Consider the following 15,233-nt stretch of genomic DNA (forward strand, 5'->3'; position numbering starts at 1 on the left):
AAGGGAGAGTTGAATGAAGCGTATCCTACTCAGCGCATTGGCGGGCACCATGTCCGTCGCGATGCTGGCCTCCGGCGCGTTCGCGCAGGACGTTATCAAGGTCGGTGGTATCTTTTCGGTGACGGGTCCGGCCGCACCGTTCGGCGTGCCGGAGCGCGACATCGTCGAGATTCTGGCCGACAATCTCAACGAGCAGGGCGGTGTCGACGGCAAGAAGATCGAGATCATCTTCTGCGACGACCAGACCAACCCGACCGAATCCGCCCGCTGCGCGACGAAGCTGATCAGGCAGGATGGCGTCGTGGCCATCATCGGCTCGACGATCGGAACCGGCACGCTCGCGCTGATGCCCGTGGCGCAGCGCTCGCAGGTACCTGTGCTGGCGCCAGTCGGCACGATCAGCGTCACCGACAAGTCTCATGCCTTCTGGCCTTGGGTTTTCCGCATCGCACCGACCGACAAGGTCATCCTGTCCGGCATCATGGAGCGCGGCGTCTTCGGCCCCGGCCACAAGCGCTTCGCCGTGATGTACCAGGAAGACGCCTATGGCGAGGCCGGCATGCAGTATGCCCGCCAGCTCTCTGAGGAGCATGACATTGAAGTCGTCGCTGCCGTCGCGGCACCGCTCAACGCGATCGACCTGACGGCGGCCGCGACGAACATCCGCAACGCCAATCCGGATGTGATCCTGCTCCAGACATCCGCGCCCGCGCTGGGCGCCGCCTTTGTCCGCGCAGCCAAGCAGGTCGGCATCGAAGCGCCCATCGTCGGCTCGGGCTCGCTCAACCAGAAGCCGTTCATCGATGCCGCGGGCGACGCGGGCGAAGGTGTCCAGGTCGTCTCGATGGGCAACTGGAACGATCCGTCCGACAAGCAGAAGCAGCTCGGCGAGGTTCTTGCCGCGGCAGGCAAGGAGCCGAAGGGCTATGGCGAGCTTCTGGCCTCCACGGGCTTCATGGCGCTTGCAGAAGCGGTCCGCCGCATCGACGGAGACGTGACGGGTGCCGCCATTCGGGACGCGCTCGAGACGATCTGCGACTTCGACGGCACCTATATCGACGGCAAGCTCTGCTATTCGGACGAGCAGCACGAAGGCATCTCCGAAGACTCGCTGATCACGGTCGAGATCCGCGACGGCGCGTTCGTCACCGTGAAATGACAACGCAGGACGGGGCCGGCAAAACCGGCCCCGTCCGCCTGGATACCCGATGCAGCAAAGTTCCGCGTTCCGGCCTCCATTCGATCCATCGCAGTGGTCGCTCGACAGGGTTCTCGAGTGGCGGGTCCGGCTCACGCCGGACGCGCCATTTCTGGTTTTCGGCGATGAAGCGCCGATTGGCTTCGCCGCACACGCGGCACGGGTGGCGGGGCTGGCGCGGACCCTGCGCCACGCAGGGTTGCAAAAGGGAGACCGGATCGCGCTTCTGGCCGGCAATTCGACCGATCACATAGCCGTCTGGTTTGCCGCAAACCTGCTCGGCGCGGCCGATGCGCCGATCAATCCATCCTTTTCCGGGCGGACGCTCGAACAGGCGCTCGCACTCGTCGATGCGCGGATGATCGTGGCGGACGGCTCGCTTCTGCCTGTACTTGCGCGGTGTTCGCTTCAGTCGCTGAACCTTCAGCGGGTGTTCTGGATCGGAGCTGACCCAGAGACGGTACCGGACTTCGGTCCGATCATCTGCGAACGCCTTGTCGAAACCGTAGGCGGCGAAGACGTTGCGGCGTCGCTGTCGCCCGGCGACATCGCCTCGATCCTCTCGACTTCCGGCACGACGGGGCCGTCGAAGGGCGTCATGGTCACCCATGCGCAAGCCTATCTGACGGCGTTGCAGACGGTCGAAGGGCTGTGGGTCGAAAGCAGCGACGTCTATTATTGCGCCCATCCTCTCTTTCACATGTCGCCGCGCTTCTGCGCGATCTATGCCGCACTCCTGACCGGCGCGACCGTCCATCTTGATGCGCGCTTCACCGCATCCACATGGATCGACCGGATCAGGCAGACGGGTGCGACCGTCACCATCGGCCACGGCCCCCTGCTGGAGATGATCCATGCCGAGCCGGAGCGTGCCGACGATGCCCATACCAGGCTGACGCGTGTCGGAACCTCGCCTTTCCCCAAACACATCGCGCATGATTTCGAGCGGCGTTTTGGCGTGAAGGGTATCGAGACGTGGGGCATGACGGAGATCAACATTCCCTGCTGGCATCCCCGGGACGAGCCGTTGCGTCCGGGCTCTTGCGGCAAGATCCGCGAGGAATGGTACGAGTTTCAGGTCGTGGATCCGCAGACGGATGCCGAAGTGCCGTTCGGGACCATTGGCGAATTCGTGGTCAGGCCGAAACTTCCCTGGATCGTCAGCCCCGGCTATCTCAGCAATGCGGAGGCAACGCTGCGCGCTTGGCGGAATCTCTGGTTCCACACCGGCGACAGCGGCTACAGGGACGCGGAGGGCTGGGTCTGGTTCGCGGACCGGCTGGGCGATCGCATCCGCAGGCGTGCTGAAAACATTTCCTCCTACGACATCGAGGCGGCGGCCAATGCCCATCCATCGGTGCAGGAGAGTGCCGCGATCGGCGTGCCGTCGGAGTTCGCATCGGACGACGACATCAAGCTTTGCGTGTTGTGCCGGACGGGCGCGAGCCAAGACCCGCTGGACTTGCTCGCCCATCTGGCCCGCGAACTTCCGCACCACATGGTGCCGCGCTACATCGAATATCTCGACGAGATGCCACGCACACCGACGCAGAAGATCAGGAAGTCCGCTTTGCGCGCGGCTGGGCTGACCGATGCGACGTGGGATCGCAAGGCGGCAGGCGTGGACCTGCGGGCGCTGGTCGAGCAGCAGGCGGAAGTCCGGTACGGGCGGTAAGCCGCCGCAGCGGTCCTATTTGGTTCCGTAGGCGCGTTCGATGGTCGACAATGTCGCCTCCCAAAGATCGGCCAGCCTGCCGAAATTGCCGTGGTCGCGCGTCACGGAGCCGGCATAGTGGATGATGTTGACGAGCTGGATGACGAGCTGCTCCTGCGGCGCATCGGCAACCAGTTCGCCGGACTGGACAGCGCCGCGCACGCCGACCCGCACCAGCGTCTCGAACTCCCGCGTCACGTCCTGAAGCTTGGCGCGCATCTTGGGCGTCAGCGCGTCGCTGTCTGAGCGCAGCCGGATCATTAGGCTCCACGGCTCGCCCTTGTCCGAATTCGGATTGTAGTGCTGGTAGCGCTCGCGCGACATGCGGACGATCGCGTCGACCTTCTCGCGAAGCGTCATCGTCGCGTCGGTCCAGATGTCGCGATACCGGTCGAGCGTGCGGTTCGCATAATCTTCCAGAACCTCTTCGATCAGCCCGTCCTTGCTGCCGAAATGGTAATGAAGGTTCGCGCGCGTGGTGTTCAATATCTCGGAAATCTGGCGAAAGCTCACGCCACGATAGCCGTGCTTGACCAGAAGTTCCTCGGCGACAAGCCTGATGCGATTACGCATGTCGGGACCGCGACGTGTTTTCCATAAGCATTTGAATCGCTTCCACTAAGTCACGGTCCCACTTTTTCAGCTTTTGCGCTTTCGCGCAATCGTCACCGCACTCACGCGGCCTGCGTCAGCGCGCCCTCGTTCTCGATCCGCGCCGCCTTGAGGGCCTGGCGAATCTTCTCGATTTCGGCCTCGCTCAGTTTTTGCAGAGGCGGGCGCACGGCGGCGCTCGGCAGCCTCCCCAGAATCACCTGAGCTTCCTTCATCCGGTTATGCATATCCACGCCTGGCGTGCTGTAGAAGGCGTGCGTCGTGGGATAGATGCGCGCCGCGATTTCCTTTGCCTTGGCGAGGTCGTCCGCCTTGACCGCCTCGAAGAGCGCGACCTGCAAGTCCGCAATGGTGCTGCCCGCGCCTGATAGGAGCCCGTTGCACCCGGTCACGAGCGAGGACAGAAGCCAGGCGCTGTGCGTCGACAGCACATGGAAGGGGCGGGTGTCGGATTGCAGTTCGCGCACCGTCAGCTCGTGGCGGGCGGGGTCTCCGCATCCGTCCTTCATCGCGCGAACCGTGGGAACTTCCTCGATCAGGCGCGACAACACGTCGTGCGAATAGGTGAGCGGCGTGTTGACCGGGAACTGGAAGATGATCAGCGGCAGCTCGGTGACGTCGGCGATGCGCTTGTAGTGGTCGATGATCATCTCCGGGCGCGAGCCCAGGATGAAGACGTTCGACGGAAAGACGAGCAAAGCGGACGCCTGTTTGGCATGGGCCATGCGGGCGATCCGGACCGCTTCCGCTGCGCTGTCGGCGTAGATGCCGTTGACCAAAGGCAAGCGGTCGCCGACCTCCTCGAGCGCGAGATCGAGCAGCATTTCCTGCTCCTCGAAGGTGCAGGACGACACCTCCGACGCATGGCCGTTGACGGTGATGGCCGAGATGCCCCGAACGGAGCCCACGTCGTTGATGTGCTTGCGATAGCTCTTCTTGTCGATCGACAGATCGTCGTGAAGCGGCAGGAGACAGGCGGGAATGACACCTGAGCAGTCATAGGTCTGGCGTGGCATTGGGGTGTCCTCTCAAACGCCTTCGAGGGCGGTGATCTGGGCGATGGCCGCGCCGTCGCGTGCTTCGCGGGCCTTCAGATAAAGCGGTGAATCATAGAAGCGGCGCACGGTATCGACGGAGTCGAATTCGACGACGACGTAGCGGTTTGGGTCGCCATCGCCCTCGATCGTGTTCGGCTCGGCGCCGCGCACGAGGTAACGGCCGCCAAAGGCCTCGATCGCCTCCTTGGCAAGCGGTTTGTAGGATTCGTACTTCGCCGGGTCGGTGACCTGGATCTTTGCGACGACGATTGCGGGCATGCGATTTCACTCCTCCTCGACAGGCGCAGGCACGGGTTCGCCGACAACCGGCACCGGAGATGCTGCGCACAAAAACTTATTGACGTGCAAGTCAGTCTAAGTCAAGTTCCGTGCTAGGAGGACCCTTCATGACCGACCAGAAAATCCGGGTAGAGATCCGCGATCGCGTGGCGACGCTGTTCCTGAGCAATCCGCCGATGAACGTGGTGACGCTCGGGCTGACACGACAGATGAATGCCGCGTTGGCGGAACTCGCGGACAATCCCGAAGTTGGCGCGCTCGTGCTGACGGGGGAGGGCGACCGGGCGTTCTGTGCCGGGTCGGACATCAAGGAGTTTCCGGGGCTGGTCGCCGAACGCGCGATCGTCTCGAAGAAGCTCGGATACGAAAACGAGACCTACGGAAAGGTCGCGAATTTCCCAAAGCCCACCGTTGCCGCTATCGAGCGCCTTGCGCTGGGCGGCGGCCTGGAGCTCGCGGCAGGGTGCGATCTGGTCGTCGTGTCGGAAGACGTCCGGCTGGGTCTGCCGGAAGTGCTCCTGGGCGGGTTTCCGGGAAGCGGCGGCACCATTCGCGTGACGCGCCGCATCGGTCTCGGGCGTGCGAACGAGATGATGCTTCTGGGGGACATGATCGATGCGCGCACCGCGCTCGACTGGGGGCTGGCCAACCGCATCGCACCGAAAGGCGAGACGCTGACGATGGCGCGGGAGCTGGGTGCACGCCTCGCAAAGGGGCCGGCACAAGCCGCCTACGCCTGTAAGCAGGCGCTTCGGCTGGCCTGCGATCTGCCCGAGGACGAGGCGATCCGCCAGACGCTCGCGCTCAGCGAGGGGTTGTCGCGGACCAACGACTTTGCCGAGGGCGTCGGCGCCTTCATCGGCAAGAGGCAGGCGGCGTTTTCGGACCGCCTCGACCCGTCGGCCTTCGAGCCCGCTGCCTGACGCGTACCGGTTTTCGCGACATCGAATGAAATTCGCCCTTCGCAAGGGCAAGGGAGGAATGCAGTGATCGATTTTTCAGTACCCGGCGAAACCCAGATGGTTCTGGATTCGGTTCGGCGCTTCATCAAGGAAGAACTGGCTCCGCACGAGGCCGAAGTCGAAGAGATCCAGCAGGTACGTCCGGAGCTGGCGCGCGCGCTGCGTGACAAAGCCAAGGCGCTCGGCCTGTTTGCGATGGGCATGCCCGAGGATGTCGGTGGCGGCGGGTTGAGCGCGGTCGACATGTGCCTGTGCGAAGAGGAGTTCGGTTTCACCAAGGACGCGCTGGTGCGGCGCGCCTTCGGCGCCATCCCCGGATCGCTGGTCAATTGCGTCGGAGAGCAGCGCGAGAAGTACCTGTTTCCGGCAGTGCAGGGCGACATCAACATCGCGCTCGGCATGACCGAGCCGAATGCGGGTTCGGATGCCGCCGGCATCAAGACGAGCGCGCGCCGCGACGGCGACGATTTCATCCTCAACGGGTCGAAACATTTCATCAGCGATGCCGACGTGGCCGACGCCTTCATCATCACGGCCGTCACCGACCCGTCCAAGGGCGCGAAGGGCATCAGCGCGTTCCTGATCGACAAAGGTACGCCGGGCTTCACGGTCGGTCGGGTGCAATACATGATGGGCCTGCGCGCCACCAACCATAGCGAACTCGTGTTCGAGGATGTCCGCTTGCCCAAAGCGCAGTTGCTCGGGGCGGAGGGGACGGGGCTGTTCCAGGCGCTCTCCACCATCAACAAGGTGCGGCTCGGCATGGTGGGCGGCCGCAGCGTCGGCATGGCGCGCAAGCTGATGCAGATGTCGATCGACTACGCCAACGAGCGCAAGCAGTTCGGGCAGAAGATCGGCGATTTCCAGATGGTACAGGCCATGCTCGCCGACATGGCGACGGAGATCTTCGCCGCGCGGATGATGGTTTTGAACGCCGCATGGGAGACGGATCAGGGCATGGACCCGCGCGAGAAGGTCTCGATGGTCAAATACTACGCTTCCGAGATGCTGGGGCGCGTGGCCGACAAGGCCGTCCAGATATTCGGAGGCATGGGCTACTGCCGCGAGATGCCGCTGGAGCAACTGTATCGGGACGCGCGCGTCTACCGCATCTTCGACGGTGCATCCGACATTCACCGCGTGGTGATCGCACGCAGCCTGCTCAAGAACGGCCGCCAGTCGCTTTAGATCAAGCTGCGCCAAGGGAGGGCATTTGATGCTCCGAAAAATGAAAGTGCTCGGCTTCACGCATTTCGTGCAGGGGCCTGCGGCTGCGCAGTATCTCGCGGACATGGGTGCCGACGTCGTCAAGATCGAGCCGCTGAACGGCGCATTCGAGCGGGGATACGGTGCGGATTCCGTCTTCGTCGACGGGTTGAGCGCCAGCTTCTTTTCCGTCAATCGCAACAAGAAATCGATCTCGGTCGATCTGAAGAGCGCGCGCGGCAAGGAAGTGATCCATTCGCTTCTGAAGGATGCCGATGTCGTGCTGGAGAATTATCGTGGCGGCGTGCTCGACCGGCTCGGTTTCGGCTATGAGGCGGTCAAGGCCATCAAGCCCGACATCATCTACGCATCCGCTTCGGGCTGGGGCTCGTCGGGCCCGATGGCCGAAGCGCCGGGGCAGGACCTTCTGGTGCAGGCGCGTTGCGGCCTCGCATCCATCACCGGCGATCTCGAGACGTCGCCGACCGTGCCCGGCGTGCCGATCGTCGATCAGCATGGCGCGTCGTTGATGGCGATGGCGATCTGCGCGGCCTACATCAAGAAGCTGACGACAGGCGAAGGCACGCGGATCGAATCCAACCTGCTGAATGCGGGGCTCGACCTGCAATGCGAATCCATGGCCGCGTATTATTCCGGCAAGCGGACGGCAGACCGGTTCCGCCGCGATCCGCGTCTTGCATCCTGGTTCCTGCCTGCACCGTACGGCATCTTCAAGCTCGCGGACTGCCATGCGGTCATCAGCCTGGGCGGCGATATCGACAAGTTCGCCGGAGCGATCGGCCATCGCGACCTGATCGCGCTGGCGGGCGACCGGATGGGCAACCGCGACGCCTTCATGAAGGTGCTCGGCGAAGAGTTGGCCGGCTGGTCCTTCGACCGCCTGCATGAGGCATTGGCACCGCACGGCCTCTGGTACGAGCGCGTGCAGGATTATGACACGATCCGGCAGGATCCGCAGGTGCTGCACAATCGCTGTTTCCAGGAATTCAAGGTGGGAAGCGAAACCGCCACCGTGCTCGCCCACCCGGTTCGCTACGATGGTGACGTCCCGCCCTTGCGCCGGATGCCGCAGGAACTCGGCGCCGACACGCGCGAGGTTCTGACGGATGCGGGCTGGAGCGCCGACGCCATCGAGGCGCTGGTTCGCGAGGGCGCAGTCAACCCCGGCACAAAACGCCAGGCGGCGTGAGCGAAGGACGGCCATGAACATCGCATTGCGCGACGTCTCCCTGAAGGACCGCTACACGCAGGTCACAGGCACCCTGTTCCTCAGTGGAACGCAGGCGCTGGTGCGCCTGCTCATCGTGCAGCGCGAGCGGGACAAGAAGGCCGGTCTCAACACGGCCGGGTTCGTTTCGGGCTATCGTGGCTCTCCGCTCGGCGGCTTCGACATGGAGTTGTGGAAGTCACGCGACATCCTCAAGGCGTCGTCGGTCGTCTTCCAGCCCGGCGTCAACGAGGACCTCGCCGCCACCTCCGTCTGGGGCACGCAGCAGATCGACAGCCTGCCGGGCAAGACCGTCGATGGCGTCTTTGCCATGTGGTACGGCAAGGGTCCGGGCGTCGACCGCTCCGGCGATCCCTTCAAACACGGCAACTATGCCGGAACGACCGAGCATGGAGGCGTGCTGGTCGTCTTCGGCGACGACCATCCCGGCAAATCGTCGACGGTGGCGCATCAGAGCGAGCAGGCGCTCGCGGCCAATCTCATACCGGTTCTGTACCCGGCCAATGTGCAGGAAATCCTCGAATACGGTCTCCATGGATGGGCGCTGTCGCGTCACACAGGTCTCTGGGTCGGCCTGAAAACCGTCAACGAAACGGTCGAGACGACGGCGACGGTCGATATCTCCGACGACGATCCCCGGATCATGCAGCCCAACGCGTCGGAGAGCGGCGTCGATATCAGGCCGCAGCCGGATTACGGCCCGCAGCGCGACGAGTCGGTCGTGATCCGCCATCGACTGCCGCGCGTGCACGAGTTCGCGCGCGCCAACCGCATCGATGAGCGGCGTCTCGGCGCAAGCGGCGCGCGGCTGGGCCTCGTCACCGCCGGCAAGGCCTATACGGACCTGACCGACGCGCTGGCGATGCTGGAGATCGATGAGCAGCGCGCGGCGGCGCTTGGCCTCTCCGTCTACAAGATCGGGCTTGTCTGGCCGATCGAGCCCACCGGCCTCAAGGCGTTCGCGGAGGGATGCGAAGAACTCTTCTTCGTCGAGGAGAAACGCGCCTTCATCGAGGATCAGGCGGCACGCGTGCTTTTCAATGAAGCGACGCGTCCGCGCATCACCGGCAAATACGATCCGGATGGCTCGATGCTGATGCCGCAGGACGTCCAACTCGATCCGGCGACCATCGCGCGCGCGCTGGTGGGGCGCCTTTCGGCGCTGGGGCTGGCCGACGACGCGTTGCATGCCGCGTTGGCGAAAGCGACGGGCACGGCACCCGCGCAGCCTTCGGCCGACCAGCCCAGACGCTTGCCGTATTTCTGCTCCGGCTGCCCGCACAACACGTCCACGAAAGTGCCGGAAGGCTCGGTCGCGATGTCGGGCATCGGGTGTCATTCCATGGCGATGTGGATGAACCGCGACACGCTGAAGCCGGTCCAGATGGGCGCGGAAGGCGCGAACTGGATTGGCCTGTCCCATTTCACGAAGACGGGCCATGTCTTCCAGAATCTGGGCGACGGCACCTATTCGCATTCGGGGCTTCTGGCCATTCGTGCGGCGGTCCTGTCCGGTGTCAACATCACCTACAAGATCCTCGCGAATGACGCCGTCGCCATGACGGGCGGGCAGCCTATCGAAGGCGCGTTGACGACCGAGCAGATCGTGCGGCAGGTGCTCGCCGAGGACGTGGAGCGCGTGGTCGTCGTGACCGACGATCTCGACCGCACGGCGATTGCGATCGGCGGCGTCGATGTCCTGGATCGCCGGCAGTTGCAGCGTGTCCAGAAGGACCTTGCTCAAACGAAGGGAACGACGGTTCTCGTCTATGAACAGGTCTGCGCCGCGGAAAAGCGGCGGCGCCGCAAACGCAACCTCATGCCCGACCCGGCCACCCGCGTCTTCATCAACGAAGACGTCTGCGAAGGCTGCGGCGATTGCTCCGTCCAGTCAAATTGCGTCAGCATCCTCCCAAAAGAGACCGAGTTCGGCCGCAAGCGCAGGATCGATCAGTCCTCGTGCAACAAGGACTATTCCTGCGTCGAGGGCTTCTGTCCCTCCTTCGTGACGGTGGAGGGCGGGCGCCCCCGGAAGAATGCCGGCGCGATCGACCGGCAGCGTCTCGCGTCCATCCCGGAAAACGACGCCCCGGATTTCGATCAGTGCAACGTACTGATCACCGGCGTTGGCGGCACGGGCGTCGTGACGATCGGCAGCGTGTTGGCCATGGCCGCCAACCTGATCGGAAAGGGCGCCAACAGCTACAACATGACCGGCCTCGCCCAGAAGGGCGGCGCGGTCTTCAGCCATCTGCGCATCGCATCCTCCCCCGATGCGCTCACCGGATCCGTGGTCGCGCCTGCGAGCGCGGATCTGGTGCTTGGCTGCGATCTTGTGACGGCGGCGAGCGCGGATGGGCTGAAGGCCTGTTCGCCGTCACGGACACGCGCGCTTCTCTCCTCGACGCCGGCCCCGACCGCCGCCTTCCAGGCCGATCGCGATTACCGCATCGATGACGAGAAGCTTGTCGCGAAGATCGGCTCGACGACTGCCGAAACCATCACCATAGAAGCCGACCAGATCGCCGAGCGTCTGCTGGGCGACAAGATCGGCGCGAACATGTTCATGGTCGGCTACGCCTATCAGAAGGGCTGGCTGCCGCTGCCCATGGCCGCGCTTCGCAAGGCGATCGAATTGAACGGCGCGTCCGTCCAGTTTAATCTCGATGCACTGGATCTCGGCCGGCTGGCGGCCATCGATCCGGAATCCGTCGCGGGTGCCGAGCGGATTGAGCCGCGTCTGGATACCGTCGATGCGATCGTCGCCCACCGCACGGCTCATCTTGCGCGCTACCAGAATGCGGCATGGGCCAAACGCTACCAGGCGCTCGTCGCGCGGGTCGGCGAGGCGGAGCAGAGCGTGGCGCACGGGTCCGACGCACTCACCAAGGCGGTTGCGACCAACCTCGCGAAGCTGATGTCCTACAAGGACGAATACGAGGTCGCCCGGCTCTATGCCGACACGGCCTGGAAGGCGCGTCTCGACGGCACGCTCGAAGGGTACGGCAAGGTCTCGCTCTGGCTCGCGCCGCCCTTGCTCGCGCGTGTGGACGAGACGACGGGCCGTCCGAAGAAGATCAAATTCGGTCCCTGGATTTTCCCGGCGATGCGCCTGATGTCACGGTTCAAGGGTCTTCGCGGAACGTGGCTCGACCCGTTCGGTCGTACTCTCGAACGCAAGCACGAGCGCGCGCTGATCGCCGAATATGAGCGCGATCTGGAAACAATCCTGTCCCGGTTGCGTCCGGACAATCTGGAGGCCGCGATCGACCGCGCGTCCGTTCCGGATGCGATCCGTGGGTTCGGTCCGGTCAAGGAAGCCGCTATCGGCGTTGCCAAAGTGCGACGGGAAAAGCTGATGGAGCAGTTCTTGTAAAAGGAGCTGATGGGAGTTGGCACCCGAAAATTGCCGGGCATTCATGGTGGCATCATTGGTTCGTAGGAGTCCACGACTGCATGCCTCTATGATGATTGGGCCCTGAGCAGCGAACGCCGCGTCGAGCACCCCATCGATCCCTTCCGGTCAGAAGACGCTGTAGCCGTTGCCGCCCATATGCCCAATGGAAACCGCTTCCTGGCCGAAGGTCCGGCAGTTTTCGCCCGCGAACATCTGAGCGGCCCGCCGCCTATCCGAATTTCCGCGCGGACCTGCATCATCTGGCCGCCGTCTGCTCGACTGTGGCGATCTCCTGGGCTTTCGTTCTCCTGTTCGAGATTCCGACCTGGGGCGAGGCGTCGGGAATGACCTTAATCGCGGTGGCGGGCATTCTCATCGTTCGAGACGGACATCGGCAGTCCGGATGAAGCTGATCGGCGGGAATGACGGCTTTCCTTCGTCCAACCGAAACCAGGCAGACTCTAGGCCCGGTGGCCTATCCGGGGATGCTGCAACTCCTCGATAATACGGATCAGTCGAGGCCTTCCTAAGAAAGCGCGACCTGAGGAACCGAAGCATTCAAACCCCAGTGCGCCGGGATGGATTGCTACTTTTCTCTCAGCCGTCACCAGGGAGGCTATGCTCCCAGATAGCTTCTGAGCATTTCGAGCTTTTCCGCCAGATCATTTTCCAGCACGGGTTTGGAAACCGTTCCCAACACAACTCCGGAGTTTTCGGCGGCAACGTCGGTCTGCCCGGTGACAAAGATGCTGGCAACACCGCGCTCCTTCAGCCAAGCGGCCGCATCGGGCCCGGTGCGGCCGTCGGCGAGATCTATATCGATCAGCGCGGCATCGATCTCGAATGTATCGAACTGCGCCGTCAACTCGGCAAAGCTACTTGCCGAGCCTGCAAAAACGTGGCCCAAATCCTCGATCATCGCTTCGATGTGGAAAACGATGAGAGGGTTATCCTCAAGGTAGAAGACGCGGAGCGGAGTAAGCGACGAAGTCATATCTGCATAGGCCTCGTGGATTTTCATCGGAATCGGGAAAGCGGGCCCGCCACGATGCAGCGCAGTCCATTTGGGTCGAAGATGATTTCGGGAGGAGATCCAAAAATGCCCCGCAGAGCCGATCGGATATATCGCGTCCCGTAGCCGGGCTTCGATGGTTCTGCCACCAGTGGGCCGCCGGTTTCGATCCACCTGATCGTCAGCGCGGGCTCGCTTTCCGAGTCAACATCCCATTTTAAATGCACTCTGCCGCCCGGAACCGACAGTGCGCCGTATTTTAGGGCGTTCGTGGCCAGTTCGTGGAGGCATAGCGCGATCGTGGTGCCAGGGTCCCGCCCAACCTGGATTGACGGTCCTTCGGCGATGATGCGATCCTCGCCATCGCCGCAATATGGCGAGCATGTCCGCTTGATGATGTCGGCGAGATCCGCCGTTTCGCCCCCAGCCTCGAAGACGGCGGAATGCACGGCCGACAAGGCGTCGAGTCTTCCCGAAAAGTCGTCAACAAGCTTTTCGGTCGTGGTCGATGTTCGTTGCGTCATCCTGAAAATGGCCGTCACGCTCGCAAGGATATTCTTGACACGGTGGTTGAGTTCCCGGCGCAGTTCGGTCTCGCGTTCAATGTGATCCCTCACGTCGCGCTGACGCAGCCGTGAAAGCAATGCCGACTGGATGCCGCTCAGCAATTCCAGTGTCCCGACTGGCCGCTGGTAAAAGATTTGACGCGTGCGCGGCCATACGGAGCTGAGTTCTGTTCGCATTCTCGCCTGCGGCGCTGCGCGATCGAGAAGGACGATGATAGGCATCTCCGACCAATCCGGTTGTTCGGCGAGATGTTTCGCGATGATGGCCAAAACTGCCTCATTGAGTGCTTCATGTGTGACAACGAGCACCCCCGGTGTCTCGTTAAGACGAGAAGCAAGCTCCTCGGATCCGGCGGCCAGCCTCACCGTCACCTCATGTTCATCAAGGAGCGTCCGCAGATACTCGGCGTCCCTGCGATAGGGTGCCAGGATCAATACCCAATCCAATGTGCCGTCGACACCAGGCACCGTTAGCTCACGCCTCCGGCAGGGGGTTGTAAGCGACAACCGAAACGCCGGAGCTTTGGATGAAGAGCTCGCGAACGTCGAGATCGTGCGGGCCATGCCTCTTCTTCACGACCGTAATGCTGCGCCGCAGGCGCTCTCCATGTTCGATGATGCGGAGCAGTAGCACCGTATCGCCCAGGAAACTCACATCGACGTCGATGCCCACGTCCTCGCCGAGAAGGCCATGCTGCGCCACAATCAGCATGGTCAACACGCCGGCGCGGGCGAGATATTTGAGCAGCGACTGAATATCGCGAACCGCCTTCTCGCGATGCGGCAGCGAATTAAGATAGCCGGTAAAGCTGTCGATCACGACCACCCGGACCTTCTCGCTGCTGACGGCCTGCTGAACGATCTGACCGAACTCGCCCGGAGAGATTTCATTGGGATTGAAGTCGCGGATGATGAGCTGGCCGTCCTCATGGAACTGCCTCAAATCCATACCCAAGCCCTCGGATCGACGGAAGAAGGTTTCGATCCGTTCCTCGAACAGGAACAAGGCAACGCTTTCGCCGCGCTTCAGCGCCGCTGTCGCGTAGAGTGAGGCCATGGTCGATTTGCCCGTGCCGGCCTGGCCGATCACGAGCGTTGTCGTTCCTGACTCCTGTCCACCCCCGAACATTTTGTCGAGTTCGTCGACGCCTGATTTGATCAGCTGTGGCTTGACAGTTTCGGCAGCGGCACCCGGAATGAGCCGCGGGAAAACAACCACGCCTTCGCCCTCGTGGATCGCCATGTCGTGATAGCCGTCGGCGACGGGAACGCCGCGCATCTTGCTGACCTCGATGCGGCGGCGGATCGAGCCATATTCCTCGAGCGATTTGTCGAGGCAGATCACTCCGTGAGCGATACCTTCAACCTCCTCGCCTGCGTTCTGGGCGTTGCGAACCTTTGTGTCGAGGAGCAGAGCCACGACATTTCTCTTGGCAAGGAATGCCTTGAAGGCGATCAGTTCGCGACGAAAGCGCGGCGTGTCGCCGGTGATCAGTCGGATTTCGAGCAGTGAATCGTACACCAAGCGGCTTGGCTTGTGCTCCTCGATCGCGTCCTCGATCGCCTTGCGTGTTTCATCCAGCCGAAGCTCGGCCGTTTGAAAAATCGTCTGGTCTGCGGCGCCGTTAACCGCATCAGAAGCTGAAAGCTCCTCGACGCGGATGCCTTCCAGCGTCCAGCTGTGCGAGAAGGCAATCGCTTCGAGCTCGTCCCTCGTCTGGGAAAGGCTGACATAGATGCAACGCTCCCCGGCCTCCACACCGGCACGGAGGAACTGAAGCGCGGCAGTTGTCTTGCCGGACCCTGGCTCACCTTGGAGAATGTAAAGGTTGGAGGCTGGCAAACCGCCTCTGAGAATTTCGTCGAGTCCCCCGATTCCGGAACTCACGACTGCCTGCTTTTTGCCCCCAGCCACATGCGCCTCTTGGTTTAACCTGCATCAACTTGATCAATGAACGCATAGCTTCGCATTTCGTGCCA

General features: G+C 62.9%; 12 protein-coding genes. 6 read left to right on the forward strand and 6 right to left on the reverse strand.

What is annotated here, in order from left to right:
• Positions 1 to 13 precede the first annotated feature (13 nt).
• Both AAFN55_RS24505 and AAFN55_RS24510 read left to right on the forward strand, forming a co-directional pair.
• Positions 14 to 1,159 carry an ABC transporter substrate-binding protein gene (locus tag AAFN55_RS24505; RefSeq protein WP_347801619.1) on the forward strand — a complete coding sequence of 382 codons (1,146 nt, stop codon included), beginning with the start codon at positions 14 to 16 and terminating at the stop codon, positions 1,157 to 1,159.
• Positions 1,160 to 1,208: 49 nt separating this feature from the next.
• A complete protein-coding gene (locus tag AAFN55_RS24510) occupies positions 1,209 to 2,873 on the forward strand; it encodes an AMP-binding protein (protein WP_347801620.1) in 1,665 nt (554 codons plus the stop codon).
• 15 nt (positions 2,874 to 2,888) lie between these two features.
• Here the strand turns inward: AAFN55_RS24510 and AAFN55_RS24515 are convergent, their stop codons facing one another.
• From AAFN55_RS24515 to AAFN55_RS24525, 3 genes are all read right to left on the reverse strand, one after another.
• On the reverse strand, positions 2,889 to 3,485 hold the full coding sequence (locus tag AAFN55_RS24515) for a TetR/AcrR family transcriptional regulator (RefSeq protein WP_347801621.1): 597 nt from the start codon (positions 3,483 to 3,485) through the stop codon (positions 2,889 to 2,891).
• A gap of 101 nt (positions 3,486 to 3,586) precedes the next feature.
• On the reverse strand, positions 3,587 to 4,540 hold the full coding sequence (locus AAFN55_RS24520) for a dihydrodipicolinate synthase family protein (RefSeq protein ID WP_347801622.1): 954 nt from the start codon (positions 4,538 to 4,540) through the stop codon (positions 3,587 to 3,589).
• 12 nt (positions 4,541 to 4,552) lie between these two features.
• The gene (locus AAFN55_RS24525) at positions 4,553 to 4,840 is read right to left on the reverse strand and encodes a DUF1330 domain-containing protein (protein WP_347801623.1); all 288 of its coding nucleotides are present in this window, start codon (positions 4,838 to 4,840) and stop codon (positions 4,553 to 4,555) included.
• 128 nt (positions 4,841 to 4,968) lie between these two features.
• Between AAFN55_RS24525 and AAFN55_RS24530 the strand changes: the two genes are divergently transcribed.
• The 4 genes from AAFN55_RS24530 (at position 4,969) to AAFN55_RS24545 (ending at position 11,654) form a co-directional block, all read left to right on the forward strand.
• Entirely contained in the window at positions 4,969 to 5,784 is an 816-nt protein-coding gene (locus AAFN55_RS24530; protein ID WP_347801624.1) for an enoyl-CoA hydratase/isomerase family protein, read from the forward strand.
• 63 nt (positions 5,785 to 5,847) lie between these two features.
• Entirely contained in the window at positions 5,848 to 7,011 is a 1,164-nt protein-coding gene (locus tag AAFN55_RS24535) for an acyl-CoA dehydrogenase family protein (RefSeq protein ID WP_347801625.1), read from the forward strand.
• Between the two features lie 28 nt (positions 7,012 to 7,039).
• Positions 7,040 to 8,239, forward strand: coding sequence for a CoA transferase (locus AAFN55_RS24540; RefSeq protein WP_347801626.1), 1,200 nt, complete (start codon positions 7,040 to 7,042; stop codon positions 8,237 to 8,239).
• A 13-nt stretch (positions 8,240 to 8,252) separates the two neighbouring features.
• The gene (locus tag AAFN55_RS24545; protein WP_347801627.1) at positions 8,253 to 11,654 is read left to right on the forward strand and encodes an indolepyruvate ferredoxin oxidoreductase family protein; all 3,402 of its coding nucleotides are present in this window, start codon (positions 8,253 to 8,255) and stop codon (positions 11,652 to 11,654) included.
• Between the two features lie 637 nt (positions 11,655 to 12,291).
• Here the strand turns inward: AAFN55_RS24545 and AAFN55_RS24550 are convergent.
• Genes AAFN55_RS24550 through AAFN55_RS24560 form a run of 3 tightly spaced genes read right to left on the reverse strand, consistent with a single transcriptional unit; the run spans position 12,292 to position 15,168 of the window.
• A complete protein-coding gene (locus tag AAFN55_RS24550) occupies positions 12,292 to 12,696 on the reverse strand; it encodes a response regulator (RefSeq protein ID WP_347801628.1) in 405 nt (134 codons plus the stop codon).
• Complete coding sequence (locus tag AAFN55_RS24555; protein WP_347801629.1) at positions 12,693 to 13,721, reverse strand: sensor histidine kinase; 1,029 nt, start codon at positions 13,719 to 13,721, stop codon at positions 12,693 to 12,695. The genes AAFN55_RS24550 and AAFN55_RS24555 overlap by 4 nt, the downstream gene beginning before the upstream one ends.
• 7 nt (positions 13,722 to 13,728) lie before the next feature.
• On the reverse strand, positions 13,729 to 15,168 hold the full coding sequence (locus AAFN55_RS24560) for an ATPase domain-containing protein (RefSeq protein ID WP_347801630.1): 1,440 nt from the start codon (positions 15,166 to 15,168) through the stop codon (positions 13,729 to 13,731).
• Positions 15,169 to 15,233: the final 65 nt, after the last annotated feature.

Source organism: Mesorhizobium sp. CAU 1732 (genome assembly GCF_039888675.1).
Classification (GTDB): Bacteria; Pseudomonadota; Alphaproteobacteria; order Rhizobiales; family Rhizobiaceae; genus Aerobium.

Coding starts and splice junctions, on each gene's coding strand:
- AAFN55_RS24505 (WP_347801619.1), top strand. CDS start 14: ATGAAGCGTATCCTACTCAGCGCATTGGCGGGCACCATGTCCGTCGCG.
- AAFN55_RS24510 (WP_347801620.1), top strand. CDS start 1,209: ATGCAGCAAAGTTCCGCGTTCCGGCCTCCATTCGATCCATCGCAGTGG.
- AAFN55_RS24515 (WP_347801621.1), bottom strand. CDS start 3,485: ATGCGTAATCGCATCAGGCTTGTCGCCGAGGAACTTCTGGTCAAGCAC.
- AAFN55_RS24520 (WP_347801622.1), bottom strand. CDS start 4,540: ATGCCACGCCAGACCTATGACTGCTCAGGTGTCATTCCCGCCTGTCTC.
- AAFN55_RS24525 (WP_347801623.1), bottom strand. CDS start 4,840: ATGCCCGCAATCGTCGTCGCAAAGATCCAGGTCACCGACCCGGCGAAG.
- AAFN55_RS24530 (WP_347801624.1), top strand. CDS start 4,969: ATGACCGACCAGAAAATCCGGGTAGAGATCCGCGATCGCGTGGCGACG.
- AAFN55_RS24540 (WP_347801626.1), top strand. CDS start 7,040: ATGCTCCGAAAAATGAAAGTGCTCGGCTTCACGCATTTCGTGCAGGGG.
- AAFN55_RS24545 (WP_347801627.1), top strand. CDS start 8,253: ATGAACATCGCATTGCGCGACGTCTCCCTGAAGGACCGCTACACGCAG.
- AAFN55_RS24550 (WP_347801628.1), bottom strand. CDS start 12,696: ATGAAAATCCACGAGGCCTATGCAGATATGACTTCGTCGCTTACTCCG.